General features: G+C 70.7%; 17 protein-coding genes. 9 read left to right on the forward strand and 8 right to left on the reverse strand.

What is annotated here, in order from left to right; all coding sequences use genetic code 11:
• Positions 1–62 precede the first annotated feature (62 nt).
• The 3 genes from ACFZBD_RS13070 (at position 63) to ACFZBD_RS13080 (ending at position 1,849) form a co-directional block, all read left to right on the forward strand.
• Positions 63–491, forward strand: coding sequence for a nuclear transport factor 2 family protein (locus ACFZBD_RS13070; RefSeq protein WP_391139418.1), 429 nt, complete (start codon positions 63–65; stop codon positions 489–491).
• A gap of 252 nt (positions 492–743) precedes the next feature.
• Positions 744–1,124 carry a CPCC family cysteine-rich protein gene (locus ACFZBD_RS13075; RefSeq protein WP_391139419.1) on the forward strand — a complete coding sequence of 127 codons (381 nt, stop codon included), beginning with the start codon at positions 744–746 and terminating at the stop codon, positions 1,122–1,124.
• Positions 1,121–1,849, forward strand: a complete 729-nt coding sequence (locus tag ACFZBD_RS13080; RefSeq protein ID WP_391139420.1) for a HEAT repeat domain-containing protein — start codon at positions 1,121–1,123, stop codon at positions 1,847–1,849. Before ACFZBD_RS13075 ends, ACFZBD_RS13080 begins: the two co-directional genes overlap by 4 nt.
• Before the next feature lie 33 nt (positions 1,850–1,882).
• On the opposite strand, the gene ACFZBD_RS13085 is transcribed toward ACFZBD_RS13080, so the two are convergent.
• The 3 genes from ACFZBD_RS13085 to ychF all read right to left on the reverse strand — a co-directional run bounded on the left by ACFZBD_RS13085 (position 1,883) and on the right by ychF (position 3,696).
• A complete protein-coding gene (locus tag ACFZBD_RS13085) occupies positions 1,883–2,137 on the reverse strand; it encodes a Txe/YoeB family addiction module toxin (RefSeq protein ID WP_391139421.1) in 255 nt (84 codons plus the stop codon).
• Positions 2,134–2,418: a type II toxin-antitoxin system prevent-host-death family antitoxin gene (locus tag ACFZBD_RS13090; RefSeq protein ID WP_319342634.1), complete on the reverse strand. Its 285-nt coding sequence runs from the start codon at positions 2,416–2,418 to the stop codon at positions 2,134–2,136. Before ACFZBD_RS13090 ends, ACFZBD_RS13085 begins: the two co-directional genes overlap by 4 nt.
• Positions 2,419–2,607: 189 nt before the next feature.
• Entirely contained in the window at positions 2,608–3,696 is a 1,089-nt protein-coding gene (gene ychF, locus ACFZBD_RS13095; protein WP_391139422.1) for a redox-regulated ATPase YchF, read from the reverse strand.
• 204 nt (positions 3,697–3,900) lie between these two features.
• Between ychF and ACFZBD_RS13100 the strand changes: the two genes are divergently transcribed.
• On the forward strand, positions 3,901–4,515 hold the full coding sequence (locus ACFZBD_RS13100; protein WP_391139423.1) for a DUF6542 domain-containing protein: 615 nt from the start codon (positions 3,901–3,903) through the stop codon (positions 4,513–4,515).
• Positions 4,516–4,539: 24 nt separating this feature from the next.
• Here the strand turns inward: ACFZBD_RS13100 and ppgK are convergent, their stop codons facing one another.
• Both ppgK and ACFZBD_RS13110 read right to left on the reverse strand, forming a co-directional pair.
• Positions 4,540–5,280, reverse strand: a complete 741-nt coding sequence (ppgK, locus tag ACFZBD_RS13105; RefSeq protein WP_391139424.1) for a polyphosphate--glucose phosphotransferase — start codon at positions 5,278–5,280, stop codon at positions 4,540–4,542.
• Positions 5,281–5,314: 34 nt separating this feature from the next.
• Entirely contained in the window at positions 5,315–6,319 is a 1,005-nt protein-coding gene (locus ACFZBD_RS13110; RefSeq protein WP_391139425.1) for a 4-hydroxy-3-methylbut-2-enyl diphosphate reductase, read from the reverse strand.
• Between the two features lie 195 nt (positions 6,320–6,514).
• Here ACFZBD_RS13110 and ACFZBD_RS13115 point away from each other — a divergent pair, with 195 nt between their 5' ends.
• The 4 genes from ACFZBD_RS13115 (at position 6,515) to ACFZBD_RS13130 (ending at position 10,430) form a co-directional block, all read left to right on the forward strand.
• Positions 6,515–7,870, forward strand: coding sequence for an amino acid permease (locus ACFZBD_RS13115; protein ID WP_391139680.1), 1,356 nt, complete (start codon positions 6,515–6,517; stop codon positions 7,868–7,870).
• A gap of 200 nt (positions 7,871–8,070) precedes the next feature.
• On the forward strand, positions 8,071–9,435 hold the full coding sequence (gene xseA, locus ACFZBD_RS13120; RefSeq protein WP_391139426.1) for an exodeoxyribonuclease VII large subunit: 1,365 nt from the start codon (positions 8,071–8,073) through the stop codon (positions 9,433–9,435).
• A gap of 34 nt (positions 9,436–9,469) precedes the next feature.
• Positions 9,470–9,697: an exodeoxyribonuclease VII small subunit gene (locus ACFZBD_RS13125; protein WP_391139427.1), complete on the forward strand. Its 228-nt coding sequence runs from the start codon at positions 9,470–9,472 to the stop codon at positions 9,695–9,697.
• Between the two features lie 142 nt (positions 9,698–9,839).
• Positions 9,840–10,430: a malonic semialdehyde reductase gene (locus ACFZBD_RS13130; protein ID WP_391139428.1), complete on the forward strand. Its 591-nt coding sequence runs from the start codon at positions 9,840–9,842 to the stop codon at positions 10,428–10,430.
• Between the two features lie 139 nt (positions 10,431–10,569).
• Here ACFZBD_RS13130 and ACFZBD_RS13135 read toward each other — a convergent pair whose 3' ends face one another.
• Positions 10,570–11,112 carry a DUF4245 family protein gene (locus ACFZBD_RS13135; RefSeq protein WP_391139429.1) on the reverse strand — a complete coding sequence of 181 codons (543 nt, stop codon included), beginning with the start codon at positions 11,110–11,112 and terminating at the stop codon, positions 10,570–10,572.
• A gap of 123 nt (positions 11,113–11,235) precedes the next feature.
• On the opposite strand from ACFZBD_RS13135, the gene glpX reads away from it, so the two are divergent.
• Positions 11,236–12,267 carry a class II fructose-bisphosphatase gene (gene glpX / locus ACFZBD_RS13140; protein WP_391139430.1) on the forward strand — a complete coding sequence of 344 codons (1,032 nt, stop codon included), beginning with the start codon at positions 11,236–11,238 and terminating at the stop codon, positions 12,265–12,267.
• A gap of 142 nt (positions 12,268–12,409) precedes the next feature.
• On the opposite strand, the gene ACFZBD_RS13145 is transcribed toward glpX, so the two are convergent.
• Together ACFZBD_RS13145 and ACFZBD_RS13150 are read right to left on the reverse strand one after the other, a co-directional pair.
• A complete protein-coding gene (locus ACFZBD_RS13145) occupies positions 12,410–12,778 on the reverse strand; it encodes a WhiB family transcriptional regulator (protein ID WP_391139431.1) in 369 nt (122 codons plus the stop codon).
• A 248-nt stretch (positions 12,779–13,026) separates the two neighbouring features.
• Positions 13,027–13,716 carry a DUF1707 domain-containing protein gene (locus tag ACFZBD_RS13150; protein WP_391139432.1) on the reverse strand — a complete coding sequence of 230 codons (690 nt, stop codon included), beginning with the start codon at positions 13,714–13,716 and terminating at the stop codon, positions 13,027–13,029.
• Positions 13,717–13,745: the final 29 nt, after the last annotated feature.

Raw genomic sequence — 13,745 nt, forward strand, 5'->3', positions numbered from 1 at the left:
GGGGGCGGCCTTTCGGTGGGAAAATGGGGGGTGAGCCACCCATTCCTCTGAGGAGGTGGATCATGGGAGAGGCACGTGTCCTGATGGAGCGCCTCACCGAGGCGATCACCGGGAAGCCGGACCTGGAGGCCATCGCCGGCCTCTTCGCGGAGGACGCCGTCGCGTACACCCCGGACGGCGGCGAGATGCGCGGACGCGAGGCCATCGTCGAGTACTGGCGCCTGATGACGGAGGCCGTCCCGGAGGCGACGTACACGTCCCTGCACGCGTACGAGGTCGGCGACACCGCCATCGACGAGGGCATCTACAGCGGCCGCAACACCGGCCCGATCGCACTCCCCACGGGGGAGACCCTCCCGCCGACGGACAAACACCTCACGATGCGCGGCATCGACCTGGCGACGGTCGCGAACGGCCGCATCGTGAGCTACCGGCTCTACTTCGACCAGATGGAGTTCCTGGACCAGCTGGGGTTGCTGCCGGCGACGTAGGGGGCGGGGGGCGCGGACGGGAGGCCGCGCCCTCGCGCCGGCGAGCACCCTCCACACGCCGAGTAGGGATCAAGAAGGCCCCCCTCAGGAGGGCCACTCCTGTGCGGCCCTTCCGTGGAGGTCGTCAAAATCTGAGGCAGTCTCCCTGCCGGCCGTGAGGGGTGGTCCTGCGGACTGGCTGCGGACTGGTCGAGGGTCCTGAGGCGGAGAAATCCATGGCGCACCGGCAGGACCCGCCACGAGACTGCGCAGGTGAGCGATTCCCACCCCTGCCCCTGCTGCGGACACCACGTGCTGGGCGCGACGCCCGGCTCGTACGAGATCTGCCCCATCTGCTTCTGGGAGGACGACGGGGTCCAGTTCCGCTGGCCGACCATGCCCGGCGGCGCGAACAAGGTCTCCTTGATCGAGGCCCAGCGGAACTACCAGGACTTCGGCGCCTGCGACGAGCACGGCCGCCGGTTCGTCCGCCCGCCGGCCGAGGACGAACCGCTCGACCCCGCCTGGCGACCCATCGACCTGACGCGCGACTCCTTCGAGGACTGGGCAACCGAGGACCGTGCCCCGTGGCCCGAGGACCGCTCGGTGCTCTGCTGGTGGCTGCCTATTTTCTGGCGCCGGGACCAGCCATGACCACCCACATCGAGAGACTCGTCCAGCAGCTGGACGACTCGGCCGGTCCGTCGTACGACGCCCGCGCTGAACTGATCGGCATCGGCTCCGACGCCCTTCCCGCCGTCATCGACGGACTGCCATCCCTCGGCGGCTTCGGGCAGCTGACCGCCATCGAGGTCTTCGAAGAGGTCGCGGACGCACGCTGCGGCCCCGCCCTGATCGCCCTCCTGCACAGCGACGACTCCACCGTCCGAGAATGGGCGGCGATGGCCCTGGCAGGCCTGAAGATCGACGGCGCGGTCGAGCCCGTGCGCCGCGCCTATCGCGCCTGCCTGAAACGAGCGACGCCACCGGACTGGAGCGAGCCGGAAGGCATCCGCTGGGCCCTGACCGCACTCGGCGCGCGCACCCCCGTCGTCCCGCCGCTCACCGCACACCTACGAGCCACCGCGGCGGACGACGCCCCCGGCTGGCCCTCGGCCCACTTCACCCAGATCATCAACGACCTGGCCGACCACGCCCAGGTGATCCTCTACTCCCAGTTCTGGCGGGTGGACGCCAGCGGCACGTACGGCGTCTCCGGCCCCGGCCTGGACTGGGAACTCGACTGGACCGCGCCCTGGGAGCAGTTGGTCGAAGAGTCCCGCACTTGGTCTCTGCTGGAAGCCTCCGAAGCCCCCGTCGGCGACAACATCTTCGTCGCCCCTACCTGGATCGACCATACCGACCTGTATCCGGACTAGAAGGGCAATGCCAGGACACCGAAAACCCAGTGATCAGTAGTGGTACCTAGCAGCGAGAATGACGATCTCCTTGCCCGTCACCAAGTAGACGAGGCGGTGCTCGTCGTCGATCCGTCGGGACCATGCTCCGGGCAAGTGGTACTTCAGCGGCTCGGGCTTACCGATCCCCGTGAAGGGGTCACGCTTGACGTCCTCGATGAGCTTGTTGATCCGAACGAGCATCTTGCGGTCGTTCTTGAGCCACGACGTGTAGTCCTCCCAGCCTTGATCCTCGAAGACGAGCCTCACGCGGCACCCTCACGTGCCGCATCCGGCGAGTCGGGGTCGATCAGCTCCCGCTCGGACACGTCGATGTTGGCCAGGGCGTTCTCGTACGCCTTGAGCAACCGGCGAGCGTTCGCCGGAGAGCGCAGGAGGTACGAGCCTTCGCGCAGCGCCGCATAGTCCTCGGCCGAGACGAGCACCGCATTGCCGTGCTTCGAGACGATCTCGATGGCCTCGTGGTTGTCGTTGACCTTCTTGATCAGCGGAAAGAGCGCCTTGCGGGCTTCGCTCGCGGTTATGGACATGACCTACCCTATCCCGACAGTGGTACCGAATAACGTACCACTGTCGGCAGTGTCGGGCGGAGTGACTGCCTGACGAAGGATTCCCAGCACCGTCCGACACGGGAAACAACAGGGGGTCGACTCCCCGAGAAGCCAACCCCCTGTCACCTGCGAACTCGCCGAAGCGTCCAGCTCGTAGTAACCAGCCGATCACACGTTGAAGCGGAACTCCACCACGTCACCGTCCTGCATCACGTACTCCTTGCCCTCCATGCGCGCCTTGCCCGCCGCGCGGGCCTCCGCCACCGAGCCCGTTTCGACCAGGTCCGCGAAGGAGATGACCTCGGCCTTGATGAAGCCCTTCTGGAAGTCCGTGTGGATCACGCCGGCCGCCTCGGGGGCCGTCGCGCCCTTCTTGATCGTCCAGGCGCGGGACTCCTTCGGGCCCGCCGTGAGGTAGGTCTGGAGGCCCAGGGTGTCGAAGCCCACGCGGGCGAGGGTCGCCAGGCCCGGCTCCTCGGCGCCGACGGACTGGAGGAGCTCCATGGCGTCCTCCTCGTCGAGCTCGGCGAGGTCCTGCTCCAGCTTGGCGTTGAGGAAGATCGCCTCGGCCGGGGCGACCAGCGCGCGCTGCTCGTCCTTGAAGGCGTCGTCCGTCAGCTCGTCCTCGTCCACGTTGAACACGTAGAGGAAGGGCTTCGTCGTCAGCAGGTGCAGGTCGTGCAGCAGCTCCGCCTTCTCCGAGCCCTGCAAGATGCCCTGCGAGAAGAGGGTGTCGCCCTTCTCCAGGATCTCCTTCGCCGCCTCGACCGCCGCGACCTTCGGCGCCACGTCCTTCTTGATCCGCGCCTCCTTCGCCAGGCGCGGCAGGACCTTCTCGATCGTCTGCAGGTCCGCGAGGATCAGCTCGGTGTTGATCGTCTCGATGTCGTCCTTCGGCGAGACCTTGCCGTCGACGTGGACGACGTTCTCGTCCTTGAAGGCCCGGATGACCTGGCAGATCGCGTCCGACTCGCGGATGTTCGCGAGGAACTTGTTGCCCAGGCCCTCGCCCTCGCTCGCGCCGCGGACGATGCCCGCGATGTCGACGAAGTCGACCGTCGCCGGCAGGACCCGCTGCGAGCTGAAGATCTCCGCCAGCTTCGTCAGGCGGGGGTCGGGAACCCCGACCACGCCGACGTTGGGCTCGATCGTGGCGAACGGGTAGTTGGCCGCCAGCACGTCGTTCTTGGTCAGGGCGTTGAACAGGGTCGACTTGCCGACATTCGGCAGGCCGACGATTCCGATCGTGAGCGACACGTTGGCGACTTCCCTAGCGATGGATGCGGTGGACGCGGTGTGGGCCACGGTGTGGACGGTGGGCCGATCCCTCAGTTTACGGGCGTGGCGAACCGGCCAGCGACGTGCGTTCCCCGTCGACTCTCGGTCGATATCGACTTCAAGGTCACCCAAAGGGCGTGTCCCACGGCGGTGACCGACCCCTACCCGACCTACGTTGGTGGAGTGGAGCAGCACAGGACAAGTCAGCCTCAGGGCCGCCGGCGGCCGCACGCCCCTCTGACCCCGCCCGGCGCGCTCGTCGAGGGCGCCGCCGTCTACCGCGTCGCCGCCCGCCCCGGCCCCACCGGCCGCGGCCGGGTCGAGCGCGCCGCCGCGCCCGCCCGCCCCAAGCCCGTCGCCCCCGCGGCGTCCGCCGGCCAACGGCTGCCCGGTCCCCGCCTGACCGGTCTCGGCGCCGGGCTCTTCGCCTCCGCCGTCATGCTCGTGCTCGGCTTTCTCGACCAGCTGCTCCTCGACGGATCCCCGGTCGTGTACGGACTGCTGTTCCTCCCGGTCAGCGCCCTCACCGCGCTCTGGGTCCGCACCGCGGACCTGGTCACGGCCCCGATCAGCGTGCCCATCGCCTTCGCCGTGGGCGTCATCCCCATCGCCGGCGGCTCGGGCGGCTTCGGCGGCCAGGCGATGGCCGTCGTCACCGCCCTCGCCGTCCACGCCGGGTGGCTGTACGGGGGCACGCTCGTCGCGGGTCTGATCAGCAGCGTCCGGAAGGTACGGGACATGGGGCGGCGCCGGCGCACCGGCGCCCGCCCCCTCCAGCGCCGCCGCCCCGCCCCGTAAGCGCGGCGAAGGCGGGGCGCGCCGTCAGCTCCGCTTCGACGCCATCGCCGCGCCCACGATCCCCGCGTCGTTCTGCAGCGCCGCCGGGACGATCTCGGCCTCGATGCCCTCGATCAGCGGCAGGAACTTGTCCGCCTTGCGGCTCACTCCCCCGCCGAGGATGAACAGATCCGGCGAGAACAGCATCTCCACGTGCGCGAGGTACTTGTGCAGCCGCCGCGCCCAGTGCTCCCAGCTGAGGTCCTCGTCCTCCTTCGCCTTCACCGAGGCACGCTTCTCCGCGTCGTGCCCCTTCAGCTCCAGGTGGCCCAGCTCGGTGTTCGGCACGAGCCGCCCGTCGACGAAGAGGGCCGAGCCGATGCCCGTACCCAGCGTCAGCATGATCACCGTGCCCTGACGGTCCCGCCCGGCGCCGAAGGTCATCTCCGCGACCCCGGCCGCGTCCGCGTCGTTCAGGACCGTCACCGCCCGGCCCCCGAGCCGGTCCCCGAACAGCTTGCCCGCGTCGACGCCGACCCATCCCTTGTCGACGTTGGCCGCCGTACGGATCGTGGAGCCGGTCACGACGCCGGGGAAGGTGACGCCCACCGGCCCGGACCAGCCGAAGTGCTCCACGACCTCCGCGACGCATCCCGCGATGTCGTCCGGCGTCGCGGGATGCGGGGTCAGTACCTTGTGGCGCGGTTCCGCGAGGGCTCCCCGTTCCAGGTCCACGGGAGCGCCCTTGATGCCCGAGCCGCCGATGTCCACTCCGAAAACGTTCATGGAATCAACGGTAGGGGGAAACGCCGTCCGGTGTTCACTCCTCCAGGAGCGCGGCGGCCTCCGCCCGCAGATCCTTGTTGCGCAGCTCCTTCGGGAGCGAGAACGTCAGGGACTCGTCGGCGGTCTTCACGATCTCCACGTCGGCGTAGCCGCGCTCGGAGAGCCACACCAGGACCTCCTCGACCAGGACGTCCGGCACCGAGGCTCCCGAGGAGAGACCGACCGTCGTGACGCCTTCCAGCCACGCCTCGTCGATCTCGCTCGCGAAGTCGACGAGGTACGCCTCCGGCACACCGGCCTGCTTGGCGACCTCGACCATGCGGATGGAGTTCGAGGAGTTCTTCGAGCCGACCACGATCACCAGCTCCGCCTGTCCGGCGAGCTCCTTGATGGCCATCTGCCGGTTCTGCGTGGCGTAACAGATGTCGCTCGACGGCGGGGAGATCAGCTGCGGGAACTTCTCCTGCAGCGCGTCCACCGTCTCCATCGTCTCGTCGACGGAGAGGGTCGTCTGGGAGAGCCAGACGACCTTGGACGGGTCGCGCACCTCCACCTTCGCCACGTCCTCCGGGCCGTCGACCAGCTGGATGTGGTCGGGCGCCTCGCCGGAGGTGCCGATGACCTCCTCGTGGCCCTCGTGGCCGATCAGCAGGATGTCGAAGTCGGCGTCGGCGTACCGGACGGCCTCCTTGTGCACCTTGGTGACCAGCGGGCAGGTCGCGTCGATGGTCGCGAGCCGGCCCTGCCGGGCCTCGTCGTGGACCGTCGGCGCCACGCCGTGCGCGGAGAACATGACGATGTTGCCCGGGGGCACCTCGGTCGCCTGGTCGACGAAGATCGCGCCCTTCCGCTCCAGGGTCTGGACGACGTACTTGTTGTGGACGATCTCGTGGCGGACGTAGATCGGCGACCCGTACTGCTCCAGGGCCTTCTCCACGGCGATCACGGCACGGTCGACGCCCGCGCAGTAGCCGCGGGGAGCGGCGAGCAGGACACGCTTCGGGCGGTTGGTCGCGGGCGTAGCAGTCATGCGTCCCATCGTAAGGCCGCGCCATGAGGGCCCCGGCGCGCAGCCACCCGTACGCCCCCCTCACGACCCCGACCCGCCCCGGTCGCCCTCCGCACGCGCGCGTACGAGCGGGTCGTGCGCGCTACGGGCGGGTCGCGGCGCGTACGGGCTCGTACGGTCGCGTCGGTCAGGCGGATGATCCGCTCCGTGGCCGAGACTGACCCCATGGCGCAGGAATCACCGCAGGATCCGCCGGTCGCGGAGCACACCGGGCTCCGGCGGACGCTCGGCTTCCGTGACCTCGTCGTCTACGGACTGCTCTTCATCGCGCCCATGGCCCCGGTCGGCGTCTTCGGCACCCTCGACGCCAAGTCGCACGGCGCGGTGGCGCTGGTCTACCTCGTCGCGACGGTCGCCATGGCGTTCACCGCCTTCAGCTACGCCCTGATGGTGCGGGTCGCCCCGCAGGCGGGTTCCGTCTTCACCTACGCCCGCAAGGGGCTGGGCGAGGGCCCCGGTTTCATCGCGGGGTGGATGGCGATGCTCGACTACCTCCTCATCCCCGCCGTGGCCTACCTCTTCGCCGGGATCGCCATGGAGGCGCTGGTTCCGGAGGTCGACCGGTGGGTGTGGACAGGGATCGCGGTGATCATCACGACCCTCCTCAACCTGTGGGGCGTACGCGCGGCGGCGCGGGTCGGCTTCGCGGTGCTCGCGATGGAGATCGTGGTGCTGCTGATCTTCGTCGCGTCGGCCGTGACCGTGCTCGTACGGGACGGGGCACGGCGCGACTGGTGGTCGCCGCTCGTCGGTGACGCGTCGTTCTCGCTCGCCGCCGTGTTCGGCGCGGTGTCGGTGGCCGTGCTGTCGTACCTCGGCTTCGACGCCATCGCCTCCTTCGCCGAGGAGGTCACCGGCGGTTCGGCGAAGGTCGCGCGGGCGGTGCTGTTCTGCCTCGCCCTCGCCGGTGTGCTCTTCATCGCCCAGACGTATCTGGTGGCGCTCCTCGAACCGGTGTCGTCGGCGGAGCTGGCGGCCGAACCCGTGAAGCAGGGCTCGGCCTTCTACGACGCCGTCGACGCGTCCGTCGGCGGCTGGCTGCACGACCTGGTGGCGGCCTCCAAGGCGATCGGCGCGGCGTTCGCGGCGCTGGCGGGGCAGGCGGCGGGAGGCAGGCTCCTCTTCGCGATGGGCCGCGACCGGCGGCTTCCGCGCGCCCTCGCCCGGACGGATTCGGGTGTGCCGCGGGTGGCCCTCCTGGTCGCGGCGACCGTGACGATGGTCGCCGCGGTGTGGGCCGCGCGGCAGGACGACGGGCTCGACCACCTGGTGTCGGTGGTCGACATCGGGGCGCTCACGGCGTTCGTCCTGCTCCACGCGAGCGTGGTGGGCTGGTTCGCCGTACGGCGGGCGGAGGGTCCGCCGCACGTGCTCAAGCACATCGTGGCGCCGGTGCTGGGCGCGGCGATCCTCGTGGCCGTGATCGCGGAGGCGGCGACCTCCGCGCAGCTGGTGGGCGTGATCTGGCTGGGCGTGGGGCTGGTGATCCTCGCGTTGCAGGGGACGACAAGGCGGGGGTGACCTCCACCGGCGGGGTGGGCTTCGGCACGGGCGTCCCGGGGGGCGGGGCCGGGCCTGTACCGGGGATGGGTCGGGCCTGTCGCGCTCGTACTGGGGATGGAGCCGGGCCTGCCGGGCCCGTACGGGGGATGGGTCGGGCCCGTACTGCGCCTCCCCCGGCGGGTCCCTCCGATGTCCGAGCGGGGCACTAGTCTCGGCGCATGGCTCTGAACACGTCCGCCGAAGCTCCGATTCCCGTCGGGGAGGTCTCCCGGCTCATCGGGGGGTGGATCGACCGGCTCGGGGCCGTGTGGGTCGAGGGGCAGATCACGCAGCTGTCGCGGCGCCCCGGCGCCGGTGTCGTGTTCCTGACCCTGCGGGATCCGTCGCACGACATCTCCATCGGCGTCACCTGCTACCGCCAGGTCTTCGACGCCGTCGCCGACATCGTCTCCGAGGGCGCGCGGGTCGTCGTGCACGCCAAGCCCGAGTGGTACGCCCCGCGCGGACAGCTCTCGCTGCGGGCCGTGGAGATCAAGCCGGTCGGCATCGGGGAGCTGCTGGCCCGCCTCGAACAGCTGAAGCGGAGCCTCGGCGCCGAGGGGCTGTTCGCGCTCGACCGCAAGAAGCCCCTGCCGTTCCTGCCCCAGCTCATCGGCCTGGTCTCGGGCCGTGCCTCCGCCGCCGAGCGGGACGTCCTGGAGAACGCCCGGCGGCGCTGGCCGGCCGTCCGCTTCGAGGTCCGCAACGTCGCCGTGCAGGGTGTGAAGGCCGTGCCGCAGGTGGTCCAGGCCGTCAAGGAGCTCGACGCGCACGAGGGGGTGGACGTGATCATCGTGGCGCGGGGCGGCGGCAGCGTGGAGGACCTGCTGCCGTTCTCGGACGAGCAGTTGATCCGGGCCGTCGCCGCCTGCCGTACGCCGGTGGTCTCCGCGATCGGCCACGAACCCGACTCGCCGCTGCTCGACCTGGTCGCCGACCTGCGGGCCTCCACGCCGACGGACGCGGCCAAGAAGGTCGTGCCGGACGTCGGGGAGGAGCTGGACCGGGTGCAGGGACTGCGGGACCGGGCGCTGCGGACCGTACGGGGGCTGCTGGAGCGCGAGGAGCGCGGGCTGGCGCACGCCCTGGGGCGGCCGGTCATGGAGCATCCGCAGCGGATGGTGGAGCTGCGCGAGGACGAGCTGGACGCGCTCCTCGCGCGCAGCCGGCGGACGCTCGGGCACCTCCTCGACCGGGCCGACTCCGAGCTGTCCCACACCCGCGCGCGGGTACGGGCCCTGTCGCCGGCCGCGACGATGGAGCGCGGCTACGCGGTGCTCCAGCGCGGGGACGGAACCGTGGTGCGCAGCCCGGAGGAGGTGGGGGCGGCGGAGGAGCTGCGGGCCAGGGTGGCGGCCGGCGAGTTCGCGGTCCGCCGCGTCGACGGTGAGGCGCCCACCCCGCACCGCCCCGACGCGAACGAGGCCGACGCGAACCGCCCCGACGCGAGCGAGACGGGCGAGGACGGCACGGGCCCGGTCGCGGCGCACCAGGCCGCCGCGCACCGGGTCGCCACGAGCCCGGTCGACGCGGACGGATCGTGATCCCTTGTCCGACCCCACGCATAGGGTGGTGCGCATGGCAGGCACGGTGGAAGAGGCAGCGCTCGGCTACGAGCAGGCGCGGGACGAGCTGATCGAGGTCGTCCGGCGCTTGGAGGCGGGCGGCACGACCCTGGAGGAGTCCCTCGCCCTCTGGGAGCGCGGCGAGGAGCTGGCGAAGGTGTGCCGGCGCTGGCTCGAAGGGGCCAGGGCGCGGCTCGACGCCTCCCTCGCGGCGGAGGCGGCGGACGACGAACGGGGCTGATCAGGGGCCTGGGCTGCCCCTGCGCTCCGCCGATTACCTGTGAACCGGATCACTATCCGCATTGTTTAGTTGAAAATTAACCAATCGCCGTCGTACGGTCGGGACATCGCTCGAACCCCTTGCTTGTCCGGAAGGTACGCAGATGTCTCTCGCCCTTGACCCCGCCGCCCAGGACCTCCTCTTCCGCGAGGCCCGCACCGCCAACACCTTCACCGACGAGCCGGTGACGGACGAGCAGGTGCAGGCGATCTACGACCTGGTGAAGTACGGCCCGACCGCCTTCAACCAGACCCCGCTGCGCATCACCCTGGTCCGCTCCCCCGAGGCCCGCGAGCGTCTGGTCAAGCACATGGCCGAGGGCAACCAGCCGAAGACCGCCGCCGCCCCGCTCGTGGCGATCCTCTCCGCCGACAACGAGTTCCACGAGGAGCTCCCGGCCCTGCTCCCGCACTTCCCGCAGGCCAAGGACATGTTCTTCGCCGAGCGCCCGGCCCGCGAGGGCTCCGCGCTGCTCAACGCCGCCCTCCAGGCCGCGTACTTCATCATCGGCGTCCGCGCCGCCGGCCTGGCCGCCGGCCCGATGACCGGCCTGGACTTCGCCGGCGTCCAGAAGGAGTTCCTGGACGGCGACCACACCCCGCTGATGGTCGTCAACATCGGCAAGCCCGGCGAGGACGCCTGGTTCCCGCGCTCCCCCCGTCTGAGCTTCGACGAGGTCGTCACCACCGTCTGACATCCGCGCCGCGACCCGGAACCTCCCGGATCCGGCACGACGAAGGCCCCCGGCGCATCGCGCCGGGGGCCTTTCCCGTCTCCCGTCCGCCCCGCAGGGCTGACGGACACCCGCACCTCGCCCGGACCTACACCCGGACCTAGACCTTGCTCGGCCCGGCCGGCTTGCCCGCACGCAGCGAGCCCGCCATCTCCGCCAGCCGCTCGAACGACGCCGTGCCGGTCACCACGGTCGTCGCCTTGCCGTCCGTGCGCACCAGGGCGTCGTAGTGCGGGCCCTCCCAGCGCTGCCAGACCTGGCCGGCCACCGTCTGCGTCTTCCCGGAGTTCTCGGCCTGCTGCGTCACGTCGGGGACGAACTTCTTCGGCTCCGACGTCGACTGGTACAGGGCCACGTATTGCGTGTCCGGGTCGAGGAAGCCCAGCCGCCACGTGTCGCCCTGCTCGCGCTTGTACGAGACGACCGTCGCCTTCCAGTCCGCGCCGAGCCCCTCGGGAGCCAGCACCGGATAGGGCGCCGCCCGCTGGGCCGTCAGGAGCTCCACCCGGTAGTCCTTGGTCGGGACCGGGTTCGCGTCCTCGTCATGCGGGATGAAGTAGTACATCACGCCCGCGGCGACCAAAATCACCGCGAGGGACTGGATCATCCCGCGTACCGTCTGCCTGCCTCGCATACCTGCCACGCCCCCATGGTCGCATCATGGTCCCGTGCTCATACGTGGACCCCTCTGCTCAATTTGTCGACGTACCGATAGAGTCGCAGCACCCTCCATTCCGGCCGTCGCCGTACAGAAAGGTGCGCTCCGATGACCGAGCATCATCTGCCGTCCGAGCTCGAGGTCTCGCCCGAGGCCCCCGACCGCAACCTCGCCCTCGAACTGGTACGTGTCACCGAGGCCGCCGCCATGGCCGCCGGCCGCTGGGTCGGCCGCGGGGACAAGATCGGCGCCGACGGCGCCGCGGTCAACGCCATGCGGACCCTCGTCTCCACCGTCTCGATGAACGGCGTCGTCGTCATCGGCGAGGGCGAGAAGGACGAAGCCCCCATGCTCTACAACGGGGAGCGCATCGGCGACGGCACCGGCGCCGAGGTGGACATCGCCGTCGACCCGATCGACGGCACCACCCTCAACGCCAAGGGCATGCCGAACGCCATCGCCGTCCTGGCCGCCGCCGACCGCGGCACCATGTTCGACCCGTCCGCGGTCTTCTACATGGACAAGCTGGTCACCGGCCCCGAGGCCGCCGACTTCGTCGACATCAACGCCCCGGTCTCGGTCAACATCCGCCGGGTCGCCCGGGCCAAGAACATGGCCCCCGAGGACGTCACGGTCGTCATCCTGGACCGCCCCCGCCACGAGGGCATCGTCAAGGAGATCCGCGAGACCGGCGCCCGGATCAAGTTCATCTCCGACGGCGACGTCGCCGGCTCGATCATGGCGGTCCGCGAGGGCACCGGCGTCGACCTGCTGCTCGGCATCGGCGGCACGCCCGAAGGCATCATCTCGGCCTGCGCCATCAAGTGCCTGGGCGGCGTGATCCAGGGCAAGCTGTGGCCGAAGGACGAGGCCGAGCGCCAGAAGGCGATCGACGCGGGCCACGACCTGGACCGGGTGCTCTCCACGGACGACCTGGTCAGTGGCGAGAACGTGTTCTTCGTCGCGACCGGCATCACGGACGGCGAGCTGCTGCGCGGCGTGCGCTACCGCTCGGAGACGGCCACCACGTCGTCGCTGGTGATGCGCTCGAAGTCCGGCACGATCCGCCAGATCGACTCGACGCACCGGCTCGCGAAGCTGCGCGCCTACAGCAAGATCGACTTCGACCGCGCGAAGTAGCACCCCGCCCCGGCCTCCTGCCGGAGGCCGGAGGCCCACCGGCGGTCACGAAGAGGTACGAGGTACGAAGAGGGGCGCCCCCATGTGCGGTGGGGGCGCCCCTTCTCGTACGGGCATGGCCTCCGGGGCCGTCGGCCGAAGGTCAGCCGGCCGCGGCGATCCGGTCCGTCGCCGCCTTCCGCAGCTCCACCTCGCGCCGCCGGCGCCGGGCGAGCACCACGCGGCGCTCGGCCGCGGTCAACCCGCCCCACACGCCGTACGGCTCCGGCTGGAGCAGCGCGTGCTCCCGGCACTCGACCATCACGGGGCAGCGGGCGCAGACCCTCTTGGCGGCCTCCTCTCTGGAGAGCCGGGCGGCGGTCGGCTCCTTCGAGGGGGCGAAGAACAGCCCCGCCTCGTCCCGGCGGCACACCGCCTCCGTGTGCCAGGGGCCTGCCTCGTCCTCCCGTGCGGGGGCACGCTGAGGGGGGACGGCAGCGACCTGGAGGGGCTGATGCGGCGGATGCAGCACGGTCTACTCCTGACGACGGCTTCGCGAGCGAGAGACGATGCAGCAGCCTTACCCGCTGTGCGTACGCCTATGCACCGCGTGCCGTGGAGTTCCGGAGTGCGGAATCCGAGGGGCGGAATCCGGTCACCCGGATCCGCGCCGACACCGGCCCCCGCGCCGGCCGGACCGCCTGGGCACGTCCGTACCACCGGCACGTCCCGACCGCCCGGACACCTCCGTACCGTCCGGGCCGCCCTGCGTGCGTCCGGTCAGTGGCCGAGGTGCTTGCGCACCTGGTTCTGCAGGTCGGTGATCCACTTGCCGCGCTTGGGCTTGGCCTCGACGTTGCCGAACACCGAATAGCCGTTGATGACGACCACGGGGGCCTGCGGGTCGGCACCCTCCAGGTTCACCACCTCGAAGTTGCCGAAGATGCCCGTGCCGTTGCCGCGCAGGGTGATGTTCTCCGGGACCCGGACCTCGACGTTGCCGAAGATGGAGGTGGCGTTGATGGTGGTGAGGCGCTGGGCGAAGAGGGCTTCGGTCAGGTCGATCTCGATGTTGCCGAAGAGGGAGAAGGCGTTGGTCCGCCGGCCCACGCGCCAACGGCCCTTGCGTGTGGTGCTGGAGAAGACGGCCACCAGATTGTCCGCGGGGCCCGAGGCGTCGTCGGGGCCGTAGGCGTACGCCGATTCGGGCGTGGGGCGGGGATGGGTGCCGGCGGGCAGGTCGCGGACGATGGGCTCCAGCTCGCCCACGGTCTTCGCGCGGTAGACGGCGTCGATCCGCTCGGAATGCTCCTCGGCGTCGAGCCGCCCCTCGGCCAGGGCGTCCCGGAGGATGTCCGCGATCCGGTCCCGGTCGGCGTCCGAGGCCCTCAGGGAGTCGCCGACGGCGGCGGGCGCCGGGGCGGGCTCGGCGGGGGCGACCGGCTTCTGAGGCTGCTTATCGAGGTCCACGTCACCACCTTAGCGAAACGCGATAGATC

Origin of the sequence: Streptomyces sp. NPDC008121, assembly GCF_042957155.1 — a bacterium.
Classification (GTDB): domain Bacteria; phylum Actinomycetota; class Actinomycetes; order Streptomycetales; family Streptomycetaceae; genus Streptomyces.

Coding starts and splice junctions, on each gene's coding strand:
- ACFZBD_RS13070 (WP_391139418.1), top strand. CDS start 63: ATGGGAGAGGCACGTGTCCTGATGGAGCGCCTCACCGAGGCGATCACC.
- ACFZBD_RS13080 (WP_391139420.1), top strand. CDS start 1,121: ATGACCACCCACATCGAGAGACTCGTCCAGCAGCTGGACGACTCGGCC.
- ACFZBD_RS13090 (WP_319342634.1), bottom strand. CDS start 2,418: ATGTCCATAACCGCGAGCGAAGCCCGCAAGGCGCTCTTTCCGCTGATC.
- ppgK (WP_391139424.1), bottom strand. CDS start 5,280: ATGAACGTTTTCGGAGTGGACATCGGCGGCTCGGGCATCAAGGGCGCT.
- ACFZBD_RS13110 (WP_391139425.1), bottom strand. CDS start 6,319: ATGGGACGCATGACTGCTACGCCCGCGACCAACCGCCCGAAGCGTGTC.
- ACFZBD_RS13115 (WP_391139680.1), top strand. CDS start 6,515: ATGGCGCAGGAATCACCGCAGGATCCGCCGGTCGCGGAGCACACCGGG.
- xseA (WP_391139426.1), top strand. CDS start 8,071: ATGGCTCTGAACACGTCCGCCGAAGCTCCGATTCCCGTCGGGGAGGTC.
- ACFZBD_RS13125 (WP_391139427.1), top strand. CDS start 9,470: ATGGCAGGCACGGTGGAAGAGGCAGCGCTCGGCTACGAGCAGGCGCGG.
- ACFZBD_RS13130 (WP_391139428.1), top strand. CDS start 9,840: ATGTCTCTCGCCCTTGACCCCGCCGCCCAGGACCTCCTCTTCCGCGAG.
- glpX (WP_391139430.1), top strand. CDS start 11,236: ATGACCGAGCATCATCTGCCGTCCGAGCTCGAGGTCTCGCCCGAGGCC.